We start from the raw sequence: 19,446 nt of genomic DNA on the forward strand, positions 1-19,446 counted from the left end.
ATTTTTGAGTCAGCATCAGGACCTAAGCTGCTTTCCTGCGCTGGTCACCACCGGAGTGAGGGTTTACAATAGTGCTTCTGAATTGCGCTCTGCGCTGCGGCATTGCCAAACACCCGTATTTTCCTTCGTTTCGAGTACTGACACGCTGATGACTAAAAAACTGCACATAAAAACCTGGGGCTGCCAGATGAATGAATATGATTCATCCAAAATGGCCGACCTTCTCGAAAGCACCCACGGTTACCAGCTCACAGATAATGCCGAAGAGGCGGATATTCTGCTGCTGAACACCTGTTCAATCAGGGAGAAAGCGCAGGAGAAAGTGTTCAGCCTGCTCGGACACTGGAAATTACTCAAAAAGAAAAACCCGGACGTGATTATTGGCGTCGGCGGCTGCGTGGCATCGCAGGAAGGCGAATTATTACGCAAGCGCGCACCGTGCGTGGATATCGTTTTCGGCCCGCAAACCCTGCACCGCCTGCCGGAAATGGTCAATCATGTCCGCGGCACGCACAGCCCGGTGGTAGACATCAGCTTTCCCGAAATTGAAAAATTCGACCGCCTGCCGGAACCCCGCGCCGATGGCCCGACAGCATTCGTCTCGATCATGGAAGGTTGCAATAAGTATTGTAGCTTCTGCGTAGTGCCTTACACCCGTGGCGAAGAAGTCAGCCGCCCGTGTGATGACGTTCTGTTTGAAGTCGCTCAGCTGGCGGCACAGGGCGTGCGTGAAGTGAACCTGCTCGGCCAGAATGTGAATGCCTATCGCGGCGAAGCCTATGAAGGAGGCATCTGCACCTTTGCTGAATTGCTCCGTCTGGTGGCCACGATTGATGGCATTGACCGCATCCGCTTCACCACCAGCCACCCGGTTGAATTCACTGACGATATTATCGACGTTTATAAAGACACGCCTGAGGTGGTCAGCTTCCTGCACCTGCCTATTCAGAGCGGTTCGGATCGTATTTTAACGATGATGAAGCGTCCGCATACGGTGCTGGAATATAAATCGACTATTCGCAAATTACGCGCCGCGCGTCCGGATATCCATTTCAGCTCTGACTTCATTATCGGTTTCCCCGGCGAAACCAACGACGATTTCGAACGCACGATGGACTTGATTGCGCAGGTAAATTACGACGTCAGTTTCAGTTTCATCTATTCTCCGCGCCCGGGCACGCCGGCGGCGGACATGGTGGATGACGTCAAAATGGACGAGAAAAAACAGCGTCTGGCGCTTTTACAAGAGCGGATCACGCAACAGGTGATGCGTTTTAGCCGCGCCACGCTGGGCACCGTTCAGCGCATTCTTGTCGAAGGCACCTCGCGAAAAGATATTATGGAACTGACCGGCCGCACCGAGTGTAACCGCGTGGTCAATTTCGAAGGCACACCGGATATGATTGGCAAATTTGTCGATGTGGAAATCGTTGATGTCTACACCAACTCATTGCGTGGCGTGGTGGTGCGTACAGAAGAGCAAATGGCGCTGCGCCTACATGAGTCTCCGCAGTCAGTCATCGCACGCACCCGTAAGGAGAATGAATTAGGCGTTGGAATGTATCAACCCTGAGCCATCACGATGATGTATGGCAGCACATTCACAGGGCGCTTCGGCGTCCTGTTTCTATTGAGAATTTGTGCAGCGCTAAGGCCTTGAGGGTTTAATTTTCCGAGAAAGGCCGCATATTCGGATGAAGGCATCTGCAACTGTCACCGCGACGCAGCATATTTTGCCAAGGGCATGTATTATTAACTCAGGTATGGTGAACGGCTGAAAGCAATGTGCAGTCGGGTAACATCGCAACAGGTCCAGAGTGGCCCAGAGGAATAGTTTGAACGTTGTAACACAAGAGATTTTACTGGAGCCCGAAGACAATCAGCGCCTGCTGAGCCTGTGCGGGCCGTTTGATGACAACATCAAACAACTGGAACGCCGGTTGGGCGTTGAAATCAACCGTCGTGATAACGCATTTAAACTGGTCGGCAAAAGTCTGGCCGTCGCTGCCGCCGCCGACATCCTGCGTGACTTATATGTAGACACGGCGCCGGTGCGCGGTGAGACGCAGGACATCAATCCCGAAAAAATCCATCTGGCGATTAAAGAAAGCCGGGTGCTGGAACAAACCGCTGAAAGCGTACCGGATTACGGTAAATCGGTCATCATCAAGACCAAACGTGGCATGGTGAAACCGCGCACGCCAAATCAGGCGCAGTACATCGCCAATATTTTCGATCATGACATCACTTTCGGTATTGGGCCTGCGGGTACGGGTAAAACCTATCTGGCGGTAGCCGCTGCGGTTGATGCGTTGGAGCGTCAGGAAGTGCGTCGCATTCTGCTGACCCGCCCTGCGGTGGAAGCCGGTGAAAAACTCGGCTTCCTGCCTGGCGATCTTAGCCAGAAAGTAGACCCGTATTTGCGTCCGCTCTATGACGCCCTGTTCGAAATGCTTGGCTTTGAGAAGGTAGAAAAGCTGATTGAACGCAACGTGATTGAAGTTGCACCACTGGCCTACATGCGCGGACGAACACTCAACGACGCTTTTATCATTCTGGATGAAAGCCAGAACACCTCCATCGAACAGATGAAGATGTTCCTGACCCGTATTGGTTTTAACTCCAAAGCGGTGATCACCGGTGACGTCACTCAGATTGACCTTCCGCGCCATCAGAAGTCAGGCCTGCGCCATGCGATTGAAGTACTGTCGTCGGTCGAAGAACTGAGCTTCAACTTCTTCCACAGCGAAGACGTGGTTCGCCACCCGGTCGTGGCGCGCATTGTTGTCGCCTATGAAGCCTGGGAAGAAGAAGATCAGAAACGCCGTGATGCGATTGCCGCTGAGCGAAAACACGAACACAATTCCTCCCAACAGGTCAGTCAATGAATACGGTAATCCTCGATTTACAAATTGCCTGCGAAGATGCTGCAGGTTTACCGTCAGAAAATGACTTTCAGACCTGGCTGGAGGCGGTGCTTCCGCAGTTTCAGGAAGAATCAGAGGTAACCATCCGTGTGGTGGATATCCCTGAAAGCCATGAACTTAATATGACGTATCGTGGCATGGATAAACCGACCAACGTGTTATCCTTCCCGTTCGAAGCACCTCCGGGTATGGAGATGCCGCTGCTGGGTGATTTGATTATTTGTCGTCAGGTCGTCGAGAAAGAGGCTAAAGAGCAGGAAAAAACGTTATTGGCTCACTGGGCACATATGGTGATCCACGGCAGTTTGCATTTGCTGGGGTACGACCATATCGTTGACGAAGAAGCCGAAGAGATGGAATCGATTGAAACTGAAATCATGCAGGGGCTGGGTTATCCGGACCCGTATATTTCAGAGAAAGAAGATAACTGAGATTAGCGCAGTCAATAGCAACACGGCGGAAGGGAATTTCACCCTTGCGCCGCGTTTACTAAGCTGGCTAAATATTTTTTCACTACTACGAGTAAAACAAACCAAACGCCATGAGCGATGACCATTCACAAAATAGTGACAGCCCCAGTCCCAAGAAGGGCTTCTTTTCCCTTATCCTTAGCCAGCTTTTTCACGGTGAACCTAAAAATCGTGGCGACCTGGTTGAGCTTATCCGTGACTCAGAACAAAACGATCTGATCGACCCCGATACCCGTGACATGCTGGAAGGTGTGATGGATATCGCCGAGCAGCGCGTCCGGGACATCATGATCCCGCGTTCACAAATGATCACGCTTAAACGCAATCAGCCGCTGGAAGAGTGCCTCGATGTCATCATCGAATCTGCCCACTCACGCTTCCCGGTGATCAGCGAAGATAAGGATCACATTGAAGGCATCCTGATGGCCAAAGACTTGCTGCCATTTATGCGCACAACGTCTGAGCCATTCAGCATCGATAAAGTGCTGAGAACCGCTGTGGTGGTTCCTGAAAGCAAACGTGTCGACCGCATGCTGAAAGAGTTTCGGTCCCAGCGTTACCACATGGCGATTGTTGTCGATGAGTTCGGCGGCGTTTCCGGTCTGGTGACCATAGAAGACATTCTTGAATTGATTGTCGGTGAAATCGACGATGAGTATGACGAAGCTGAGGATCTGGATATCCGACAGCTCAGCCGCCATACCTACACCGTCCGCGCGCTGGCACCTATCGAAGACTTCAATGAAGTGTTCCAGACGAATTACAGTGATGACGAAGTCGATACCATTGGTGGTTTGGTGATGCAGTCATTCGGCCATTTACCGGCCCGTGGCGAGAGCATTGAAATTGACGGTTACCTGTTCAAGGTTGCGATGGCTGACAGCCGCCGTATCATTCAGGTTCACGTAAAAATACCGGACGACGCGCCGCAACCGATACTGGAAGAATAATTACTCCATGGCAATTGCCTCTTTATACCAACGCCAGCGGGTTCGCGTCCTGCTGGCGCTTTTATTCGGTGCCTGTGGCACATTCGCCTTTTCCCCTTATGACTTCTGGCCTGCGGCGATTGTTTCGCTTTGCGGCCTGCTGGCATTAACGTCAGACCGCCGCCCTGCGCAGTCCGCATGGATCGGTTTCTTCTGGGGGATGGGTTTATTTGGTTCAGGCGTAAACTGGGTCTATGTCAGTATTGCGACGTTTGGCGGCATGCCGGAAGCCATCAACCTGTTTCTGGTGGTTCTGCTGGCGGCGTACCTCTCGCTTTACATCATGCTATTCGCAGGCGTATTCAGCAAACTATGGCCAAAAACAACGTGGTGGAAACTGGCTCTCGCCGCGCCTGCCTTATGGCAAATCACCGACTTCCTGCGTGGCTGGGTACTGACCGGTTTTCCGTGGCTGCAATTTGGTTACAGCCAGATCGACGGCCCGTTGAAAGGTCTGGCGCCCATCGCCGGGGTGAACGGCATTACGTTGTTGCTAACCTCCCTGAGCGGCCTGCTGGTGTATGCCCTTCTTCAGCGCCGCATCACACCGGCCGTGATTGCGCTGGCAATGCTGTTACTGCCGTGGCCGCTGCGCTATGTTCACTGGTATCAGGAACAGCCGGACAAAGCCGTGGATATAGCACTGGTTCAGGGCAACATTCCCCAGTCGATGAAATGGGATCCGAAAGCGCTGGAAAGTGCCTTGCAAACCTATCTGGATCTCAGCCGCCCCTACCTTGGCAAATCCAGGATGATCATTTGGCCGGAATCGGCGATTTCCGATATCGAATCCGATCAGCAAGCTTTCCTGAGTATGGTGGACAACATTTACCGTTCTCATGGCACGCAGCTGGTGACCGGTATTATTGATGCACGCCGTAACGAACAAGGCATGAAAGTCTACAACAGCGCGATAGTACTCGGCGGTGAACAGACTTATCGTTATCCCGATGACAACCGTTTTAATAAACATCATCTGGTACCGTTCGGTGAGTTTGTTCCGTTAGAAACGATTCTGCGCCCGCTTGCACCGTTCTTTGATTTACCGATGTCAGGCCTGACCAGTGGTGATTATGTGCAGAAACCGCTGATTGTCAGCGGCCTGAATCTCACAACGGCAATTTGTTACGAAGTGGTGTTTGGCGAACAGGTGCGCGATAACATGCAGCCTGATACCAACTTCCTGCTGACAATCTCCAACGATGCCTGGTTCGGCCATTCTATTGGTCCCTGGCAGCATTTCCAGATGGCGCGCATGCGTTCTCTGGAACTGGGACGTCCGCTGCTGCGCAGCACCAACAACGGCGTCACTGCCGTGGTGAATGCTCAGGGCGATGTGACCGCTGAAATCCCGCAGTTCACCCGTGAAGTACTGAATGTAAAAGTCACGCCGACAACCGGTATGACGCCTTATGCCCGCGTCGGCTGGTGGCCAGTCTGGTTTGCGACTCTGGTGATGGCCTCTGTCGCCCTGTGGCTTGGCCGGCGTAAAGCCTGAGTCCCTCCTATTTTCTGTACTGATAAGTCTTTAAAAACAATGCTGACTGAACAGGCGCGCTGAGCGCCTGTTCTTTTTTGTCGCATCCCCTTCCCTGTTGCCGAAAATCCCTCCCGTTAACCTGCTGCCGATTGTCCAAACGGCGGTATTAAGCGCTGACTTTTTGTTTGCCTTCGAGGTTAAATCAGGTCATCTGGCATGAGTCTTGCTTCATCTAATTGAAAGATATCTGATTAGTGACTTTTTTTGACGCTGTGCATCATTTTGATACAAAAAGGCTATTCCTCATGCACCCTCACAGTGCATAGCCGGTTAATTGCTTTGATTTGGTGCGCGTCGCGTCTCAAAAAAGAAACAATTTAGTTTCATAAATTTCACATTCAGCTATTTTCTAGCTTCATATGACGAGGCATTAGCACTTTCTGATCCCTGAGTTTGGATCCCTAATGACAGCAAGGAGTTGGACATGCAATTGCGCAAATTGGCGTTATCAGTACTGTTGGCAAGCGTTGCCGCAAGCAGCTTTGCCCACGCGGAAGAACTGACCGGCACTCTGAAGAAAATTAAAGACAATGGCGTTATCGTCGTGGGTCACCGCGAATCCTCAGTGCCATTCTCTTACTACAACAACGAACAGAAAGTCGTAGGTTATTCACAGGACTACTCCAACGCTATCGTTGACGCCGTCAAGAAGAAGCTGGACCTGCCGAACCTGCAAGTAAAAATGATGCCAATCACTTCTCAGAACCGTATCCCGCTGCTGCAAAACGGCACGTTCGATTTTGAGTGTGGTTCTACGACTAACAATCTGGAGCGCCAGCAGCAAGCCGCCTTCTCAGACACCATCTTCGTGATCGGCACCCGTCTGCTAGTCAAAAAAGGGTCAGACATTAAAGATTTTGCTGATCTGAAAGGTAAAACCGTGGTGGTGACTTCCGGGACGACCTCTGAAGTATTGCTCAATAAACTGAACGAAGAGAAGAAACTGGACCTGCGCATTATCAGCGCCAAAGACCACGGTGACTCCTTCCGTACGCTGGAAACCGGCCGTGCCGTTGCGTTCATGATGGATGATGCCCTGCTGGCTGGCGAACGTGCGAAAGCCAAAAAACCGGATAACTGGGATATCGTCGGCACACCGCAGTCGAAAGAAGCTTATGGCTGCATGATGCGTAAAGACGATGCGGAATTCAAAAAACTGGTTGATGACACCATTGTGAAGGCGCAGACCTCCGGTGAAGCCACCAAGTGGTTTGAAACCTGGTTCAAAAAACCTATTCCTCCGAAAAACCTGAACATGAACTTTGAATTGTCCGATGACATGAAAGCCCTGTTCAAAGCACCAAACGACAAAGCACTGTAATTAGTAGCAGACGGGTAGTACCGGGTATTAAAAATAAAGGCTGGCCAACCAGCTTGTGATGATGGTCCGAAAGGACAGGCAGACCGGATGCGGGGTGGTCGTTCCCCACCCCGCATTTTTTCCGTCACTCACCCACGTTTTTGGTTACGTCATCACTCAGAGGGGTAGTTTATTACCCGCGTCATGGAGTTTTTATGTCAATAGATTGGAACTGGGGCATCTTTTTGCAACAAGCCCCCTTCGGTAATACCACCTATCTGGGCTGGATTTGGAATGGATTTCAGGTCACGGTCGCGCTGTCGATTTGCGCCTGGATCATCGCTTTCTTCATCGGCTCTCTGTTCGGTATCCTGCGTACCGTTCCCAACCGTTTTCTCTCTGGCATCGGTACCTGTTACGTTGAACTCTTCCGTAATGTGCCGCTGATTGTGCAATTCTTCATTTGGTATCTGGTGGTGCCTGAGCTGCTGCCCGAAAATATCGGTATGTGGTTTAAATCAGAACTCGCGCCGGACGTGCAGTTCTTCACCTCCTCGATGATTTGTCTCGGCCTGTTTACTGCTGCCCGCGTGTGCGAGCAAGTTCGTGCCGCCATCCAGTCACTCCCGAGCGGCCAGCGTAACGCCGGTCTGGCGATGGGGCTGACGCTGCCTCAGACCTACCGTTATGTACTGCTGCCCAACGCCTATCGCGTCATCGTGCCGCCAATGACCTCAGAAATGGTCAACCTGGTGAAAAACTCCGCGATCGCCTCGACCATCGGTCTGGTCGATATGGCCGCGCAGGCCGGTAAATTGCTGGATTACTCTGCGCATGCGTATGAATCATTTACTGCCATTACCGTTGCCTACGTGCTTATCAATGCGGTGATTATGCTGCTGATGCACTTTGTAGAACGTAAAGTCCGCCTGCCGGGCAACATGGGAGGTAAATAATCATGCATGAATTTGACTGGAGTTCTATTGGCCCCGGCCTGCCCTATCTGTGGCAAGGCATGGTCATCACCCTGAAGATAACCTCACTGGCGATTGTTGTGGGTATTCTCTGGGGCACACTGCTCGCCGTGATGCGCCTGTCGACGTTTGCCCCGGTCAGATGGTTTGCAACGGGCTACGTGAACCTGTTCCGCGCCGTGCCATTGGTCATGGTGCTGTTGTGGTTCTACCTGATCGTGCCGGGCTTCCTGCAAAAAGTACTCGGCCTGTCGTCGAAAACCGATATCCGTCTGATTTCCGCGATGGTGGCGTTTGCCCTGTTTGAAGCCGCCTATTACTCAGAAATTATTCGTGCCGGGATCATAAGTATCGCACGCGGGCAATCTTCCGCCGCGCTGGCGCTGGGTATGACACAGTGGCAGTCAATGAAGCTGGTTATCCTACCGCAGGCTTTCCGCGCAATGGTGCCTTTGCTGCTCACTCAGGCGATCGTTCTGTTCCAGGATACCTCGCTGGTTTACGTGCTGGGCCTCGCAGACTTCTTCCGCAGCGCCTCTAACATCGGCGACCGCGACGGTACGCTGGTGGAGATGGTGCTGTTTGCAGGACTTATTTATTTTGTTATCAGCCTTTGTGCTTCCTTGCTGGTGCGTTATTTGAAGAAAAGGACCGTTTCATGATTTCACTGAAGAATGTTTCTAAATGGTACGGGCACTTTCAGGTGCTCACCGATTGCAGCACCGAAGTTAAAAAAGGTGAAGTTGTGGTGGTCTGCGGCCCTTCCGGGTCAGGTAAATCGACGCTGATCAAAACCGTCAACGGCCTTGAGCCGGTGCAGAAAGGTGAGATTCTGGTTAACGGTACGCCGGTTAACGATAAGAAAACCAATCTGGCGCAACTGCGCGCGAAAGTGGGCATGGTTTTCCAGCATTTCGAACTGTTCCCGCATCTGTCGATCATCGACAATCTGACGCTGGCGCAGGTGAAAGTACTGAAACGCGACAAAGCGGAAGCCAAAGATAAAGGGCTGAAACTGCTGGATCGCGTGGGATTATCTGCCCACGCCAACAAGTTCCCTGGCCAGCTCTCTGGCGGTCAGCAGCAACGTGTGGCTATCGCCCGTGCGTTGTGTATGGATCCGATTGCCATGCTGTTTGATGAACCAACGTCGGCGCTCGATCCTGAGATGATCAACGAAGTACTGGACGTGATGGTAGAGCTTGCGAACGAAGGCATGACGATGATGGTGGTCACCCACGAAATGGGCTTCGCCCGTAAAGTGGCAAACCGCGTAATTTTCATGGATGAAGGGAAGATTGTGGAAGACCGTAACAAAGACGACTTCTTCAATAACCCGCAATCCGATCGTGCCCGTGATTTCCTGGCGAAAATCCTGCACTGATAAGAGAAGAGTCTGCCTGCTCCCGGCTGTTGCAGGAGCAGGCAGTCTGCAGATTAAGGCTCGAACGCGTGACGTGAGAATTCAGTATGGCCGCATTTCGGGCATTTACTGAGGATTTCTGGCGTATACACCGCAAGACTAAATTGGCAGTTTTCACACACCAGATTGCCGAGCCCCACGACCTCCCCGCTGTGATAAACCCCGTGATGATTGACGTCCTTAAAGACTTCTTTCCATTCTAGCTGGGTTTTGTCCGTCATGTCCGCCAGCTCTTTCCACAGGCTCTCTTTGATAACCCGCATAAAAACGCTGTCCGTGCCGTCATCCTTCTCCGCTTGCTGATTCTCCGTATAATTGCGGGCAAACTCATGCAAATCACGCCGCACCGCAGAGGTGAGCTGTTCAATCTGAATTTCAGACAGTTGCCCTTCGTCCTGCAGGCGGACGCGCGCATCTTGCACCAGCGCACTGATATCCCGTTCCCCATTTTTCAATCGCTCTGTCAGCGACGTCACTAACTGACGGTAATTTTGAGTAATATTGCTCATTATTTCCTCTCCTTGAACTGACATGACCGTTCGCCCGGCAGATGTTTACTTGTCTTTATTTTAGTCGTAAATCCCTGATCCGTTGTGAAGATTATCCCGGGCTGCTTCGCAGTTTGCGAATAATGGGGCATAAGGAGGCAGAAATCCCCCTTAGCCCGTCGCTGGGTGTTGTTGCCGCCTCTGCTTATCAGCTATGCTATGCGGATCTTTTGATTAAAACTTTTTGAGCTACAGGCGTAGCTGTTTTCACTCACAGGACCACCGGCCGCCATGCAAGAGCAATACCGTCCAGAAGACATCGAGTCACACGTTCAGCTTCACTGGCAAGAGAAGCAAACCTTCAAAGTTACCGAACAGCCTGGCAAGGAGAAATATTACTGTCTCTCCATGTTGCCTTACCCGTCAGGCCGCCTCCATATGGGGCACGTGCGCAACTACACCATCGGTGATGTGATTTCCCGTTATCAGCGCATGCTCGGTAAAAACGTTCTGCAGCCAATCGGCTGGGATGCTTTCGGCCTGCCAGCTGAAGGTGCCGCGGTGAAAAACAATACCGCCCCTGCGCCGTGGACGTACGAAAACATCGAATATATGAAGAACCAGCTAAAACTGCTGGGCTTCGGCTATGACTGGGATCGCGAAATCGCGACCTGCAAGCCGGATTACTATCGCTGGGAACAGTGGTTCTTCACCAAGCTGTACGAAAAAGGCCTGGTTTATAAGAAGACATCCGCAGTGAACTGGTGCCCGCATGACCTGACCGTTCTTGCGAACGAACAGGTGATTGACGGCTGCTGCTGGCGTTGTGATACCAAGGTTGAGCGCAAAGAAATTCCGCAGTGGTTTATCAAAATCACCGCTTACGCCGACCAGCTGCTGAACGATCTGGACACGCTGGAAAGCTGGCCAGAGCAGGTCAAAACCATGCAGCGTAACTGGATCGGCCGCTCCGAAGGTGTCGAAATCACTTTTGACGTGGCTGACAGCGACGAGAAAGTCACGGTTTACACCACCCGTCCTGACACCTTCATGGGCGCGACCTACGTTGCGGTTGCCGCCGGGCACCCTCTGGCGCAACAAGGCGCAGTGAATAACCCTGCGCTGGCTGAATTCATCGACGAATGCCGCAATACCAAAGTTGCCGAAGCAGAAATGGCGACGATGGAGAAAAAAGGCATGGCCACTGGCTTGTATGCAATTCACCCGCTGTCCGGTGAAAAGCTGCCAGTTTGGGTCGCTAACTTCGTTCTGATGGAATACGGCACAGGTGCGGTCATGGCCGTTCCGGGCCATGACCAGCGCGACTGGGAATTCGCCACCAAATACAATCTGCAAATCAAACCGGTCATCCTGACCCTCGACGGCAGCCAGCCGGACGTCACGGCAGAAGCCATGACCGACAAAGGTACGCTGTTCAATTCAGGCGAGTTTGACGGTCTGAGCCATGAAGACGGCTTCAATGCTATTGCCGACAAACTGGTCGCGCAGGGCGTGGGCCAGCGCAAAGTCAATTATCGTCTGCGTGACTGGGGTGTTTCCCGTCAGCGTTACTGGGGCGCGCCAATCCCGATGATCACTCTGGAAGACGGTACCGTTATTCCGACGCCAGAAGATCAGCTGCCGGTGATTTTGCCGGAAGACGTGGTCATGGACGGAATCACCAGCCCGATCAAAGCCGATCCTGAGTGGGCAAAAACCATCGTTAACGGCATGCCAGGCCTGCGTGAAACCGACACGTTCGACACCTTCATGGAGTCTTCCTGGTACTACGCGCGTTACACCTGCCCGCAATACGATGAAGGCATGCTGGATCCGGCTGCGGCCAACTATTGGCTGCCGGTTGATCAGTATGTCGGTGGTATTGAACACGCCATCATGCACCTGATGTATTTCCGCTTCTTCCACAAACTGATGCGCGATGCCGGTCTGGTCGATTCTGACGAACCGGCTAAACGCTTGCTGTGTCAGGGTATGGTTCTGGCTGATGCCTTCTATTACACCGGCAACAGCGGCGAACGTGTCTGGGTTTCTCCGGTCGATGCGACCGTTGAGCGTGACGAAAAAGGCCGTATCACCAAAGCTACCGATCCAGAGGGTCGCGAGCTGGTGTATGCCGGTATGAGCAAGATGTCCAAGTCTAAAAACAACGGCATCGACCCTCAGGTGATGGTTGAGAAATACGGCGCGGATACCGTACGTCTGTTTATGATGTTTGCTTCTCCGGCCGAAATGACGCTGGAATGGCAGGAATCAGGCGTGGAAGGCGCAAACCGTTTCCTGAAACGTGTCTGGAAACTGGCCTATGAACATTCCGAAAAAGGCGCGACCGTTGCCCTCGACGTGGCAGCACTCAACGAAGCGCAAAAAGATCTGCGTCGCGACGTGCATAAAACCATCGCTAAAGTGACAGATGATATCGGTCGTCGTCAGACCTTCAACACCGCCATCGCGGCAGTGATGGAACTGATGAACAAGCTGGGCCGTGCGCCGCAGGAAAGCGAGCAAGATCGCGCTCTGCTGCAGGAAGCCCTGCTGGCGGTAGTTCGTATGCTTTATCCATTCACGCCGCACGTGTGCTTCAGCCTGTGGCAGGCACTGAAAGGCGAAGGTGATGTGGATACCGCGCCGTGGCCGCAGGCTGACGAACAGGCAATGGTCGAAGACTCAAAACTGGTCGTTGTGCAGGTGAACGGTAAAGTGCGTGCTAAAATCACCGTAGCCGCTGATGCTACAGAGCAACAAGTGCGCGAGCGTGCGGCAGAAGAACATTTGGTCGCTAAATATCTGGATGGGGTTACGGTTCGCAAAGTAATCTACGTCCCGGGCAAACTGCTTAACCTGGTAGTAGGTTGAGTCAAGGAGGAGCTGTGCGACATCGTATAGTGACACTGCTGCTGACAGCATCAGTCATGGTTACCGCGGGCTGTGGATTCCATTTACGTGGAAAAACCAATGTGCCTGACGAACTGCAAACTATCGTTCTGGACAGCGGGGATCCTTACGGTCCGTTAACGCGTGATATTCGTACTCAGTTGCGCCTGAGCAACGTGACCATTGTTGATGATCCAACCGGTGAGCGTAAGGATATTCCTTCGTTACGAATTGGTCCTGAAACAAGTGGTCAAAGCACTGCATCGGTATTCCAGGACGGTAAAACGGCTGAATATCAGATGCAAATGAGTGTCAGTGCGACGGTTCTGATGCCGGGTAAAGATATTTATCCGATCAATGCCATCGTGTTCCGTTCATTCTTTGACAACCCGTTGACGGCGCTGGCGAAGGATAACGAACAGGAGATCATTCGCGAAGAGATGCGCCAGCAGATTGCACAACAATTAATCCGTAAACTGTTGTCGGTTCATGCGTCTGAGTTGCGAAAAGCCGATGAGGTGGATGGCAAGGTAGAAGTGATTACTACCGGCTCCTCCACCAGCAAATCTTCTGATGCAATGACGCCGTCGTCGTCTGTTACCACACCGGTATCAACGGCACCGGCCAGCACTTCTGCACAATGATCCGAGTTTATCCGGAACAACTTGCCGCGCAGCTCCGTGAGGGGCTGCGCGCTTGTTATATATTATGTGGTAACGACCCTCTGCTTCTGCAGGAAAGTCAGGACAGTATCCGCAAAGCGGCACAGCTGGCTGATTTTCAGGAGCATTACACGTTTATTCTCGACGCCCATACTGAATGGGATTCGATTTTCAGCATCTGCCAGGCGCTGAGTTTGTTCGCCAGCCGTCAGACACTGATGCTGATCCTACCGGAAAATGGCCCGACGGCGCCGATGGCAGAACCTCTGCTCAAGCTGACCACGCTGTTGCACGATGACATTTTGCTGGTACTTCGCGGCACCAAACTTACCAAAGGCCAGGAAAACAGCGCCTGGTTTAAAGCGTTGAGTGATAAAAGCGTCTTTGTCAGCTGTCAGACACCTGAGCAGGCACAACTTCCCCGCTGGGTGACACGTCGCGCTAAAGAACTTTCCCTTGAACTTGATGAACCGGCGAATCAGCTGCTGTGCTATTGCTATGAAGGTAATTTGCTGGCCTTGGCGCAATCTCTTGAACGCCTGTCACTGCTTTATCCTGATGGCAAACTGACGCTGCCCCGTGTAGAAGATGCGGTAAATGATGCAGCGCATTTCACCCCTTATCACTGGCTGGACGCCCTGCTTGCGGGAAAAAGTAAACGTGCCTGGCATATTTTGCGTCAACTGCAACAGGAAGACAGCGAGCCGGTGATTTTGCTGCGCACTGTCCAACGCGAACTCCTTATGTTGCTGAATCTGAAACGTAAAATGGACAGTACACCGCTGCGCACTTTGTTCGATCAACAAAAAGTCTGGCAGAACAGACGTACGCTGGTAACCCAGGCCTTACAGCGTTTATCCCTTGCGGATCTTAATCAGGCGGTACGTTTGCTGACGCAAATGGAAATCACGCTCAAGCAGGATTACGGCCAGTCCGTATGGCCGGAGCTGGAAAGCCTCTCCATGCTATTGTGTGGCAAACCCTTACCTGTCAGCTTCGTCGGACAAGGTTCGTACTGACGCAGGATATTTCCATGCCGACAATGCCCTCTCGTTCCACCGGTGAAACTGCTTCGTTGCTGGCTTTTTTTGGCGGGACGTTTGACCCTATCCATTACGGCCATCTCAAACCGGTTACGCAACTGGCGCAGAACACCGGTCTGGATCACGTGATATTGCTTCCAAACAATGTTCCGCCGCACCGCCCGCAGCCCGGCGCCAGCCCGCAACAGCGCCTGCATATGGTGGAACTGGCGGTCGAAGGCAATGCGCTGTTTTCAGTCGATCCGCGTGAGCTTGCCGTTGATACGCCGTCGTACACCATTGAGACTCTTGCAACGTTACGTAAAGAACATGGCGAGAGTTGCCCGCTGGCGTTTATTATCGGTCAGGACTCGTTGCTGACGCTGCACAAATGGCATCGCTGGGGCTCTCTTCTGGATTTTTGCCATCTGATTGTTATGGCACGACCGGGTTATCACGAGCAGCTCGATACGCCTGAGTTACAGCGTTGGTATGAGGTGCATCGTGTCACCGATGCAAATAAACTCAAGCTTCAGCCTGCCGGATTCATTTATCAGGCCAATACGCCACTGCTGAATATTTCAGCGACAGAAATCCGTCAGCGCCGTAAGGCGGGTCTCGATTGTTCAGATCTTCTGCCCGTCGCCGTTGAGCGCTATATAGAATCACAGGGCTTGTACCGCGCGTAGCCAACGCGTGGTATACTGCGCCGCTAAATTTCGGCTCTCGATTACGTCGCGTGACTCGTCAATATAATTTATTGATAATTAAACGCTTTGAGGCGTTTTCCTGATTGCCGCTATGCCACTCCTTCATGAGACTGATCATCGTTCAGGTGTTAAACCGGCGGGCGTCTTATGGAGTCAACGTGTTTCAAACATCCCCAGGGGGAACCTTTGCAAGGTAAAGCGCTCCAAGATTTTGTTATCGATAAAGTCGATGACCTGAAAGCACAAGACATCATTGCCATTGATGTTGTGGGTAAATCCAGTATTACTGACTGCATGATTATTTGTACCGGCACGTCCAGCCGTCACGTCGTCTCTATCGCCGGTCACCTGGTGGAAGAAGTTAAAGCCGTCGGCATTGATGCGATGGGCGTTAAAGGCATTAACGAAGCCGACTGGGTTGTGGTTGATCTGGGTGAAGTGATTGTTCACGTCATGCAAGAAGAAAGCCGTCAACTGTACGAGCTCGAGAAACTCTGGGGCTAAGCCGTGAAACTGCAACTTGTCGCCGTCGGCACCAAAATGCCAGACTGGGTACAAACCGGTTTTAACGATTATCTGCACCGTTTTCCCAAAGATATGCCGTTTGAACTGACTGAAGTTCCGGCCGGGAAGCGCGGGAAAAATGCAGACATCAAACGCATTCTTGAAAAGGAAGGCGAACAGATGCTGGCTGCTGTCGGAAAGGGGAACCGCATTGTCACACTGGATATTCCAGGGACACCGTGGGAAACCCCGCAACTGGCGCAACAACTGGAACGCTGGAAACAGGACGGACGCAACGTCAGCCTGTTAATTGGCGGTCCGGAAGGGCTGGCACCGGCCTGTAAAGCCGCAGCGGAACAGAGCTGGTCGCTCTCTCCGTTGACGCTCCCTCACCCGCTGGTGCGGGTCCTGGTGGCGGAGAGTCTTTACCGCGCCTGGAGTATTACCACCAATCATCCATACCACCGCGAATAACGGGTGGTGAATTGAATGTCAGCAACATGAATTAAGTAGTGGGATGAAAATAGATCGTAACCCTTTTCGCGACTATACGGCTGAATCAGCCCTCTTCGTGCGCCGTGCACTGGTGGCGTTTATCGGCATTCTGCTACTTAGCGGTGTCCTGGCCTTCAATCTGTATAACCTGCAAATTGTTCGTTTCCAGGATTACCAGACACGTTCCAATGATAACCGCATTAAGCTGGTGCCCATCGCGCCAAGCCGCGGCATTATCTATGACCGCAACGGAACGCCACTGGCGCTAAACCGCACCATTTATCAGCTCGAGCTGGTCCCGGAAAAAGTGGATGATTTGCAAGCCACGCTGGAAGCCCTCAAGCCCATCGTCGATTTAACCCCTGACGATATCGATAATTTCAAGAAAGAACGCCAGCGCTCCAGACGCTTCACGTCTATTGCAGTGAAAACCGCATTGACGGAAGTGCAGGTCGCCCGTTTCTCCGTGAACCAGTTCCATTTCCCCGGCGTGGAAGTGAAAGGCTATCAGCGCCGCTATTACCCTTACGGTTCCGCGCTGACCCACGTCATCGGCTATGTGTCGAAAATTAACGATCGTGATGTGGAGCGTCTGGATAAAGACGGCATTTTGGCCAACTACGCTGCCACGCACGACATCGGCAAACTCGGTATCGAGCGGTATTACGAAGACACGCTTCACGGCAAAACCGGCTATGAAGAAGTGGAAGTGAATAACCGTGGCCGGGTGATCCGCCAGTTGCACGAAGAGCCGCCGCAGGCGGGTAAAGATATTTACCTGACTATCGACCTGCCTTTGCAGCAATATATTGAAGAACTCCTGACCACCAGCCGTGCGGCCGTAGTGGTGAGCGATCCGCGTGATGGTGCGATCCGCGCGCTGGTCTCAAACCCAAGCTATGACCCGAATCTGTTCGTCGAAGGGATCTCCAGCAAGGATTACAGCCGGCTGTTAAATGATGCTGATAAACCGCTAATTAACCGCACCACGCAGGGCGTGTATCCACCAGCCTCAACGGTAAAACCTTATATTTCCGTGTCTGCGCTGACGTCCGGCGTGATAACCAAAAACACCTCATTATTCGATCCCGGCTGGTGGCAGTTACCTGGCTCGGATAAGCGCTATCGTGACTGGAAACACTGGGGGCATGGCCGTCTGAACGTCACCAAAGCCCTTGAAGAATCCGCCGATACCTTCTTTTATCAGGTGGCGTACGATATGGGTATCGACCGCCTTTCTGAGTGGATGGGTAAATTCGGTTACGGTCATTACACCGGTATCGACCTTTCGGAAGAGCGCAGCGGTAACATGCCAAACCGTGACTGGAAGTTTAAGCGCTTTAAGAAACCCTGGTACCAGGGCGACACCATTCCGGTGGGTATCGGTCAGGGTTACTGGACTGCTACGCCGATACAGATCATGAAAGCAATGACCACGCTGATTAATGACGGTGACGTCAAAACGCCGCATCTGTTGCTGAGTACCAAAATTGATGGCAAGCAGGTGCCATATCGTCAGGAAGACACCACGCAGATTGGTGACATCCATTCCGGCTACTGGGAAATCGCCAAAGACGGGATGTATGGCGTCGCCAACCGCCCGAACGGCACTGCACGGAAATATTTTGCTGACGCGCCTTATAAGGCAGCGGCCAAATCCGGTACAGCACAAGTTTACGGTTTGAAAGCCAATGAAATCTATAATGCGCATAAGATTGCAGAGCATCTGCGTGACCATAAACTGATGACCTCTTTTGCCCCGTACGATAAGCCTACCGTGGCAGTCGCCGTGGTGCTGGAGAATGGTGGTGCAGGTCCGGCAGTGGGGACGATTTCGCGGCAGATACTCGACCATATTTTATTGGGCGATAACACGACACAATTACCGGCTGACGCGCCTGCGCCGCCGGGAACCGAAGGTGATTAACCAGCAATGACTGAGAATCAACAAAAAAGATCATTGTGGTCGAAAATGCACATCGACCTGACCATGTTGCTGATCATACTTGCGCTGCTGACCTACAGTGCGTTTGTGATGTGGAGCGCGAGTGGTCAGGATCTTGGCATGATGGAACGTAAAGTCGGCCAGATCCTGATGGGCCTGGTGATCATGCTGGTCATGGCGCAAATTCCACCGCGGGTTTACGAAAGCTGGGCGCCCTATCTGTATATCTTCTGCGTCTTTCTGCTGGTGCTGGTGGATGCGTTTGGCAGCATCAGTAAAGGCGCGCAGCGCTGGCTGGATTTAGGCATCATCAAATTCCAGCCCTCGGAACTGGCGAAAATCGCCGTCCCGCTCATGGTCGCGCGCTTTATTAACCGCGACGTGTGTCCGCCTTCACTTAAAAATACCGCCATCGCACTGGCGCTGATTTTCATCCCTACCCTGCTGGTAGCTGCCCAGCCCGATCTGGGGACGTCGATTCTGATCGCCGCGTCCGGCCTGTTCGTGCTGTTCCTCTCCGGTATGAGCTGGAAACTGATCGCTGTCGCCGCCATTCTGGTCGCCGCCTTTATCCCGATCCTGTGGTTCTTCCTGATGCATGATTATCAGCGCGATCGCGTGATGATGTTGCTGGATCCGGAGAGCGATCCGCTCGGCGCGGGCTACCATATTATTCAGTCGAAAATTGCCATCGGCTCAGGCGGTTTTTCCGGTAAAGGCTGGCTGCACGGCACTCAGTCACAGTTGGAATTTCTGCCCGAGCGCCATACTGACTTTATCTTTGCTGTACTTGCTGAAGAGCTGGGTCTGATAGGCGTGCTGGTGCTGCTCGGCCTGTATTTATGCCTCATTATGCGCGGCCTGATGATTGCCGCCCATGCTCAGACAACCTTCGGACGCGTCATGTCCGGTGGACTGATGCTGATTCTGTTTGTTTATGTCTTTGTTAACATCGGCATGGTCAGTGGTATTGTCCCGGTGGTTGGGGTACCTTTGCCTCTGGTCAGCTATGGCGGGTCAGCACTCATCGTGCTAATGGCAGGGTTTGGTATCGTCATGTCGATACATACTCATCGAAAAATGTTGTCGAAAAATTTATAGAGGT

Annotated in this window: 18 protein-coding genes; 17 read left to right on the top strand and 1 reads right to left on the bottom strand. The window is 52.4% G+C overall.

Going from position 1 to position 19,446, the window contains the following annotated elements:
• Window positions 1–148: 148 nt before the first annotated feature.
• The 9 genes from miaB to AC0Z7K_RS03110 all read left to right on the top strand — a co-directional run bounded on the left by miaB (window position 149) and on the right by AC0Z7K_RS03110 (window position 9,584).
• Window positions 149–1,573, top strand: coding sequence for a tRNA (N6-isopentenyl adenosine(37)-C2)-methylthiotransferase MiaB (miaB, locus tag AC0Z7K_RS03070; protein ID WP_413528235.1), 1,425 nt, complete (start codon window positions 149–151; stop codon window positions 1,571–1,573).
• A gap of 244 nt (window positions 1,574–1,817) precedes the next feature.
• A complete protein-coding gene (locus AC0Z7K_RS03075) occupies window positions 1,818–2,888 on the top strand; it encodes a PhoH family protein (RefSeq protein ID WP_485612726.1) in 1,071 nt (356 codons plus the stop codon).
• Complete coding sequence (gene ybeY, locus AC0Z7K_RS03080; protein ID WP_413528233.1) at window positions 2,885–3,358, top strand: rRNA maturation RNase YbeY; 474 nt, start codon at window positions 2,885–2,887, stop codon at window positions 3,356–3,358. Before AC0Z7K_RS03075 ends, ybeY begins: the two co-directional genes overlap by 4 nt.
• Window positions 3,359–3,468: 110 nt before the next feature.
• Window positions 3,469–4,347 (top strand): CNNM family magnesium/cobalt transport protein CorC, encoded by an 879-nt coding sequence (gene corC / locus AC0Z7K_RS03085; RefSeq protein WP_056771527.1) that lies wholly within the window; start codon window positions 3,469–3,471, stop codon window positions 4,345–4,347.
• Between the two features lie 7 nt (window positions 4,348–4,354).
• Window positions 4,355–5,884, top strand: coding sequence for an apolipoprotein N-acyltransferase (gene lnt, locus AC0Z7K_RS03090; RefSeq protein ID WP_485612728.1), 1,530 nt, complete (start codon window positions 4,355–4,357; stop codon window positions 5,882–5,884).
• 466 nt (window positions 5,885–6,350) lie between these two features.
• Window positions 6,351–7,247 (top strand): amino acid ABC transporter substrate-binding protein, encoded by an 897-nt coding sequence (locus AC0Z7K_RS03095; RefSeq protein WP_112169015.1) that lies wholly within the window; start codon window positions 6,351–6,353, stop codon window positions 7,245–7,247.
• Window positions 7,248–7,441: 194 nt separating this feature from the next.
• A complete protein-coding gene (locus AC0Z7K_RS03100; protein ID WP_413528231.1) occupies window positions 7,442–8,182 on the top strand; it encodes an amino acid ABC transporter permease in 741 nt (246 codons plus the stop codon).
• A gap of 2 nt (window positions 8,183–8,184) precedes the next feature.
• The gene (gene gltK, locus AC0Z7K_RS03105; RefSeq protein WP_485612730.1) at window positions 8,185–8,862 is read left to right on the top strand and encodes a glutamate/aspartate ABC transporter permease GltK; all 678 of its coding nucleotides are present in this window, start codon (window positions 8,185–8,187) and stop codon (window positions 8,860–8,862) included.
• The gene (locus AC0Z7K_RS03110; RefSeq protein ID WP_112169018.1) at window positions 8,859–9,584 is read left to right on the top strand and encodes an amino acid ABC transporter ATP-binding protein; all 726 of its coding nucleotides are present in this window, start codon (window positions 8,859–8,861) and stop codon (window positions 9,582–9,584) included. The genes gltK and AC0Z7K_RS03110 overlap by 4 nt, the downstream gene beginning before the upstream one ends.
• Window positions 9,585–9,637: 53 nt before the next feature.
• On the opposite strand, the gene AC0Z7K_RS03115 is transcribed toward AC0Z7K_RS03110, so the two are convergent.
• Window positions 9,638–10,132, bottom strand: a complete 495-nt coding sequence (locus AC0Z7K_RS03115; protein ID WP_112169019.1) for a zinc ribbon-containing protein — start codon at window positions 10,130–10,132, stop codon at window positions 9,638–9,640.
• 270 nt (window positions 10,133–10,402) lie between these two features.
• Between AC0Z7K_RS03115 and leuS the strand changes: the two genes are divergently transcribed.
• The 8 genes from leuS (at window position 10,403) to mrdB (ending at window position 19,442) form a co-directional block, all read left to right on the top strand.
• Entirely contained in the window at window positions 10,403–12,985 is a 2,583-nt protein-coding gene (gene leuS, locus AC0Z7K_RS03120) for a leucine--tRNA ligase (protein ID WP_485612732.1), read from the top strand.
• A gap of 14 nt (window positions 12,986–12,999) precedes the next feature.
• A complete protein-coding gene (gene lptE, locus AC0Z7K_RS03125) occupies window positions 13,000–13,647 on the top strand; it encodes an LPS assembly lipoprotein LptE (RefSeq protein ID WP_485612734.1) in 648 nt (215 codons plus the stop codon).
• A complete protein-coding gene (gene holA / locus AC0Z7K_RS03130) occupies window positions 13,644–14,684 on the top strand; it encodes a DNA polymerase III subunit delta (protein WP_485612735.1) in 1,041 nt (346 codons plus the stop codon). The genes lptE and holA overlap by 4 nt, the downstream gene beginning before the upstream one ends.
• Window positions 14,685–14,707: 23 nt before the next feature.
• Window positions 14,708–15,376, top strand: coding sequence for a nicotinate-nucleotide adenylyltransferase (nadD, locus tag AC0Z7K_RS03135; RefSeq protein WP_485612880.1), 669 nt, complete (start codon window positions 14,708–14,710; stop codon window positions 15,374–15,376).
• Between the two features lie 207 nt (window positions 15,377–15,583).
• The gene (gene rsfS / locus AC0Z7K_RS03140; protein WP_056771497.1) at window positions 15,584–15,901 is read left to right on the top strand and encodes a ribosome silencing factor; all 318 of its coding nucleotides are present in this window, start codon (window positions 15,584–15,586) and stop codon (window positions 15,899–15,901) included.
• Window positions 15,902–15,904: 3 nt separating this feature from the next.
• The gene (gene rlmH / locus AC0Z7K_RS03145; protein ID WP_013576495.1) at window positions 15,905–16,375 is read left to right on the top strand and encodes a 23S rRNA (pseudouridine(1915)-N(3))-methyltransferase RlmH; all 471 of its coding nucleotides are present in this window, start codon (window positions 15,905–15,907) and stop codon (window positions 16,373–16,375) included.
• A 43-nt stretch (window positions 16,376–16,418) separates the two neighbouring features.
• Window positions 16,419–18,323: a peptidoglycan DD-transpeptidase MrdA gene (gene mrdA / locus AC0Z7K_RS03150; RefSeq protein WP_413528227.1), complete on the top strand. Its 1,905-nt coding sequence runs from the start codon at window positions 16,419–16,421 to the stop codon at window positions 18,321–18,323.
• Window positions 18,324–18,329: 6 nt separating this feature from the next.
• Window positions 18,330–19,442: a peptidoglycan glycosyltransferase MrdB gene (gene mrdB, locus AC0Z7K_RS03155; protein WP_112169024.1), complete on the top strand. Its 1,113-nt coding sequence runs from the start codon at window positions 18,330–18,332 to the stop codon at window positions 19,440–19,442.
• Window positions 19,443–19,446: the final 4 nt, after the last annotated feature.

The organism is Rahnella sp. 1L-D-7-B-C2 (genome assembly GCF_057290995.1).

What these genes read in the sequence shown, in the direction of transcription:
- mrdB (WP_112169024.1), top strand. Translation starts at nt 18,330, where the DNA reads ATGACTGAGAATCAACAAAAAAGATCATTGTGGTCGAAAATGCACATC.
- mrdA (WP_413528227.1), top strand. Translation starts at nt 16,419, where the DNA reads ATGAAAATAGATCGTAACCCTTTTCGCGACTATACGGCTGAATCAGCC.
- ybeY (WP_413528233.1), top strand. Translation starts at nt 2,885, where the DNA reads ATGAATACGGTAATCCTCGATTTACAAATTGCCTGCGAAGATGCTGCA.
- AC0Z7K_RS03095 (WP_112169015.1), top strand. Translation starts at nt 6,351, where the DNA reads ATGCAATTGCGCAAATTGGCGTTATCAGTACTGTTGGCAAGCGTTGCC.
- lnt (WP_485612728.1), top strand. Translation starts at nt 4,355, where the DNA reads ATGGCAATTGCCTCTTTATACCAACGCCAGCGGGTTCGCGTCCTGCTG.
- AC0Z7K_RS03110 (WP_112169018.1), top strand. Translation starts at nt 8,859, where the DNA reads ATGATTTCACTGAAGAATGTTTCTAAATGGTACGGGCACTTTCAGGTG.
- AC0Z7K_RS03100 (WP_413528231.1), top strand. Translation starts at nt 7,442, where the DNA reads ATGTCAATAGATTGGAACTGGGGCATCTTTTTGCAACAAGCCCCCTTC.
- AC0Z7K_RS03115 (WP_112169019.1), bottom strand. Translation starts at nt 10,132, where the DNA reads ATGAGCAATATTACTCAAAATTACCGTCAGTTAGTGACGTCGCTGACA.
- holA (WP_485612735.1), top strand. Translation starts at nt 13,644, where the DNA reads ATGATCCGAGTTTATCCGGAACAACTTGCCGCGCAGCTCCGTGAGGGG.
- nadD (WP_485612880.1), top strand. Translation starts at nt 14,708, where the DNA reads ATGCCCTCTCGTTCCACCGGTGAAACTGCTTCGTTGCTGGCTTTTTTT.
- corC (WP_056771527.1), top strand. Translation starts at nt 3,469, where the DNA reads ATGAGCGATGACCATTCACAAAATAGTGACAGCCCCAGTCCCAAGAAG.
- gltK (WP_485612730.1), top strand. Translation starts at nt 8,185, where the DNA reads ATGCATGAATTTGACTGGAGTTCTATTGGCCCCGGCCTGCCCTATCTG.
- leuS (WP_485612732.1), top strand. Translation starts at nt 10,403, where the DNA reads ATGCAAGAGCAATACCGTCCAGAAGACATCGAGTCACACGTTCAGCTT.
- miaB (WP_413528235.1), top strand. Translation starts at nt 149, where the DNA reads ATGACTAAAAAACTGCACATAAAAACCTGGGGCTGCCAGATGAATGAA.